Source organism: Aeromonas simiae, assembly GCF_000820125.1.
GTDB classification, from domain to species: Bacteria; Pseudomonadota; Gammaproteobacteria; order Enterobacterales; family Aeromonadaceae; genus Aeromonas; species Aeromonas simiae.
The window spans coordinates 1-3,837 of sequence record NZ_CDBY01000094.1 but is presented as its reverse complement, the minus strand read 5'-3'; the positions used below and the strand labels follow the sequence as shown (position 1 = coordinate 3,837).

The 3,837-nt window shown below is 61.8% G+C and carries 3 protein-coding genes and 1 other RNA gene; all 4 read left to right on the top strand.

Annotation, left to right across the window (positions count from 1 at the left end; translation table 11 throughout):
* The coding region (locus BN1134_RS18345; protein WP_042048972.1) for an SDR family oxidoreductase at positions 1 to 695 on the top strand (695 nt) is incomplete at its 5' end.
* Between the two features lie 311 nt (positions 696 to 1,006).
* A complete protein-coding gene (locus BN1134_RS18340; protein ID WP_042048970.1) occupies positions 1,007 to 2,443 on the top strand; it encodes a basic amino acid/polyamine antiporter in 1,437 nt (478 codons plus the stop codon).
* A gap of 60 nt (positions 2,444 to 2,503) precedes the next feature.
* Positions 2,504 to 3,292: a sulfite exporter TauE/SafE family protein gene (locus tag BN1134_RS18335; protein ID WP_042048968.1), complete on the top strand. Its 789-nt coding sequence runs from the start codon at positions 2,504 to 2,506 to the stop codon at positions 3,290 to 3,292.
* Positions 3,293 to 3,391: 99 nt separating this feature from the next.
* Positions 3,392 to 3,488: signal recognition particle sRNA small type (ffs, locus tag BN1134_RS19490), an RNA gene on the top strand.
* The last annotated feature ends 349 nt before the right edge of the window (positions 3,489 to 3,837 follow it).

Below are 3,837 nucleotides of genomic sequence, written 5' to 3'. Positions count from 1 at the left end.
CCCTGATGCTGGTGGCCGAAGGGGCGCGCTTGGTGCTGATCGACATCAATCGCAACGATCTCGAGGTGACCCAGGCCGAGGTCGAGAGCCGCGGAGGTGAGTGCCTGCTGCTGCCCTGTAACGTGGCTGACGAGGGGGAGGTCGAGGCGGCGTTTGCCCGCATTCGCCAGCATTATGGTCAACTACACGGCCTGGTGAGCTGCGCCGGCATACTGCGCGACGGTCTGCTCATCAAGCGCCGCGACGGCCAGCTTATCGACAAGCTGTCGCTCGCCCAGTGGCAGGCGGTGATCGATGTCAATCTCACCGGTACCTTCCTGTGCGGGCGCGAGGCGGCTGCCCTGATGAGCGAGACGGGGGAGGGGGTGATCATCAACGTCTCCTCCATCGCTCGCGCTGGCAACATGGGCCAGAGCAACTACGCCGCCAGCAAGGCCGGGGTGGCGGCGCTGGTGGTGACCTGGGCGCGGGAGCTGTCACGCTACAGTATTCGGGTGATGGGGATCGCCCCCGGCGTGTTTGCCACCGACATGACGGCGGCGATGAAGCCCGAGGCGATGGAGCGGATGCGCCAGGCCATCCCGGTCGGTCAGCTCGGTGAGGCGGCGCAGCTGGCCGAGACGGTGCGTTTTATCTTCCACAACGACTACCTCTCGGGGCGGATGATCGAGATAGACGGCGGCCTGCGCCTGTGAATGGCGGCCACAGCTCCGCTGCATTCCCATGCAGCGGAGCTGTCTTTGTATGGGATGAATGAATGCCAAGATGGTGAAAAATCACGGGATCTTTTTGAATTTGACCCCTGTCACAGGACTCCCTCTTCACTCCTGTAAAATTGCGCCCGGTCAAGGCAACCGATATTTGTGTGAGCGGCCATTGCGGTAGGAATAATCATGCAATATAGTTGCCGCCTTTTTCAGGGCCCCCGGAGCGGGGCTTGTGTCACGGGTGCGAGTGGATTGAATAGGGAAGATCAGTCGCTGCCGCTTCACGCAACAGGACAGAGATGGACAATAAGTTAGGGCTCGGCGCCCTCATCTCGCTCGTTATCGGCTCCATGGTCGGTGCGGGGGTCTTCAGTCTGCCGCAAAATATCGCCTCCCATGCCGGGGTCGGTGCCATCGCCATCGGTTGGCTCATCACCGGGCTGGGTATGATCTGCCTGGCGCTGGTCTATCAGTCGCTCTCGATGCGCCGCCCGGATCTCGATGGCGGCATCTTCAGTTACGCCAAGGCGGGATTTGGTGACTTCATCGGTTTTAACGCCGCCTGGGGTTACTGGATCTGTCAGCTGCTGGCCAACGTCTCCTATGCCGTGGTGGTGTTCAGCGCACTGAGCTACTTCTTCGATACCCCGGAGCGGGTGCTGTTTGGCGATGGCAACACGCCGCTGGCCATTACGCTCGCCTCCTTGTTGATCTGGTCGGTCAATGCCTTGGTACTCAAGGGGATCAAGATGGCGGCCATGGTCAACGTGGTGACCACCATCGCCAAGATGGTGCCGCTCATCGTGTTCTGCGTGGCCATCCTGCTTGCCTTCCACCTGGAGACCTTCACGCTGGATATCTGGGGCCAGCAGACCCCTGCACTCGGCTCTGTGCTCGAGCAGGTCAAATCGACCATGAAGGTGACCCTGTGGGTCTTCATCGGGATCGAGGGGGCCGTGGTGGTCTCGGCCCGTGCGCGTCATCGTCGTGACGTGGGGCGCGCCACCGTGCTGGCGCTGCTCGGCGCCCTGGCCCTCTACGTCATGGTGACCCTGTTCACCCTCGGTGTGATGAGCCAGCCGGAAGTGGCTGCGCTCAAGAACCCCTCCACGGCCCTGATCCTTGAGAAGGTTGTCGGCCCCTGGGGCGCTTGGCTCATCAATATCGGCCTGGTGATCTCCGTGATGGGGGCCCTGCTGAGCTGGACCGTGCTGGCGGCGGAAGTGCCCTATATTGCGGGCAAGACCGGCGTGTTCCCGGCCTGGTTCTCCAAGGAGAATAAGAATGGCTCACCCCAGGTGTCGTTGTGGTGCTCGGCAGCCCTGGTGCAGGCGTTTCTCATCATCATCTATTTCCAGAGTTCGACCTATCTGGCGCTGGTGAACATCGCCACCGCCGCTGCCCTGGTGCCTTATGTCTTCTCCGGTGCCTATGGCCTCAAGCTGGCGCTGTCGGGCCAGACCTATGAGGCGCAGCCCCATCAGCGCAAGCGCGACATCCTGCTCTCGCTCATCGCCACCGGCTATGGCTGCTGGCTGGTCTATGCGGCCGGGATCGAGTACCTGCTGCTGGTGGCGCTGCTCTACAGCCCGGGGGTCTTCATCTACTGGAAGGCGCGTCAGCATCATGGCCTGCGTGGCATGAACCGCCTCGAGCAGGGAATGACGGTGGCCCTGCTCGGCTTTGCCGTGCTGGCGCTCTACAAGGTGCTTGACGGTACCATTCCCCTGCATTAACAGGCACAATGACGGGATGGCTCAGGCCATCCCGTTTGCTTTCTGTCGCAAGGATTTCACATGCTCTTTCTGGGATACCTGCTGCTCGGTGCCTGTGCCGGTCTGCTGGCGGGTCTCTTTGGCATCGGTGGGGGGCTCATCATAGTGCCGGTGCTGGTGGCCTCGTTCCATGCCCAGGGGGTCGCCCCCGACATCGTCACCCACTTGGCGCTTGGCACCTCCATGATCACCATGATCTTCACCGGCATCAGCTCCCTGCGGGTACACCAACAAAGAGGGGTGGTCGACTGGCCGCTGATCCGCCAGCTCGCCGTCGGCATGCTGGTGGGGGGCTGGCTGGGGGGCATGACGGCCAGCCAGCTCTCGGCCAGCACCCTCAATATCATCATCGGCTCGTTTGCCTGGGCCATGGCGCTCCAGATGGGGCTCTCGCTGCAACCCAAGGCGGGAAGGCACCTGCCGGGGCCGGCCGGTAACGGCATTGCCGGTGTGGTGATAGGCTGGATGTCGGCCCTGTTTGGCATTGGTGGCGGCTCGCTGACCGTGCCCTATCTCTCTTGGTGCAGCGTGCCGATGAACCGGGCCGTGGCGGTCTCGGCCGCTTGTAGCCTGCCGATTGCCCTAGCGGGTAGCCTCTCCTATCTCTATGCCGGTTGGGGACACGCCGATCTGCCCGAGTGGTCGCTGGGATTTGTCTATCTGCCGGCGCTGCTGGGGATCGTGCTCACCAGTACCCAGTTCGCCCGTTACGGTGCCCGGCTGGCGCACCACCTGCCCCCTAAGCGACTCAAGCAGGCGTTTGCCTGCCTGCTCCTGGTGGTGGGTACCAAGTTCATGCTTTTTAGCTGACAACGTGTTGAAAAAGCAGGCAAACACGCCGTGCTAGGGCAGAAAGCCGTTGCATTGGAAGCCTGCTCTGTTAGACTGCACAGCGTTCGATGGTGGCCCCATTGGTCCTCTCGCATCGATAACTCGTCTACCTGGTCAGGTCCGGAAGGAAGCAGCCAAGGCGGGGGACTCGAGTGCCGGGATGTGGCTGGTGGGGCCGCCTCCATTTCTGGAATATCAATCTTTTATATCTCCCCTGTGCTTTTCGCTCACCACTCTTCCTGTGGACGAGCAGGCGCCCCTGATAACCCTTTGGCTCACTCCCCACGACATCTGGTACTACCGGTGCGTCACTACGCCCCCCTGTAATAGTCGTACTGCGTTTCGCACATCCCTTCAGACCCAAGACAAGCGGGTGGCGAGAGCCGCTGCCGCGCGGCGGCATGCCTGTGTACGCGGCGTCAATGATGCGCGGGGAGGCTGGCCTATATTGCTGGGAAAGAACGCCATCTTTTCTGCGCCATATGAGCGAGGGATGGTCATTCATGTTGATCAGCGCGCAAAAA

What these genes read in the sequence shown, in the direction of transcription:
- BN1134_RS18335 (WP_042048968.1), top strand. Translation starts at nt 2,504, where the DNA reads ATGCTCTTTCTGGGATACCTGCTGCTCGGTGCCTGTGCCGGTCTGCTG.
- BN1134_RS18340 (WP_042048970.1), top strand. Translation starts at nt 1,007, where the DNA reads ATGGACAATAAGTTAGGGCTCGGCGCCCTCATCTCGCTCGTTATCGGC.